Annotated in this window: 1 pseudogene; it reads right to left on the bottom strand. The window is 38.2% G+C overall.

The window, feature by feature from the left end:
• Positions 1 to 144: 144 nt before the first annotated feature.
• Positions 145 to 285, bottom strand: a pseudogene (locus tag CAN34_RS14590) (SAM-dependent methyltransferase); the annotation flags it as partial.

Below are 285 nucleotides of genomic sequence, written 5' to 3'. Positions count from 1 at the left end.
TGTCGTGGTGTTTGATGAAAAAGATATCAATGCCACGACTTGGTCAGAATATGATAGATCAGAGAGAATCGAAGAAATAAGATAGCGGTTATAAAAATGATTCTTAACAGTTCTTATTAAAAGCTATTATTAACATTATCACCGTTAATTGTGCCGAGTTGCCAATATATGTAAGTAACGACCAAGCCACTTATACGGCTCTAATTGTGAGTAGCGTAGCTCCATGCGTATCACCGCTTCAGGATCGTTATGACCGCCACGTTTAAGCGGCGAATAATCATGAAA

This window comes from Psychrobacter sp. DAB_AL32B, assembly GCF_002224105.1.
Taxonomy (GTDB): domain Bacteria; phylum Pseudomonadota; class Gammaproteobacteria; order Pseudomonadales; family Moraxellaceae; genus Psychrobacter.
Note: the sequence above shows the minus strand (reverse complement) of the source record. Positions and strands in the feature narration are given on the sequence as shown.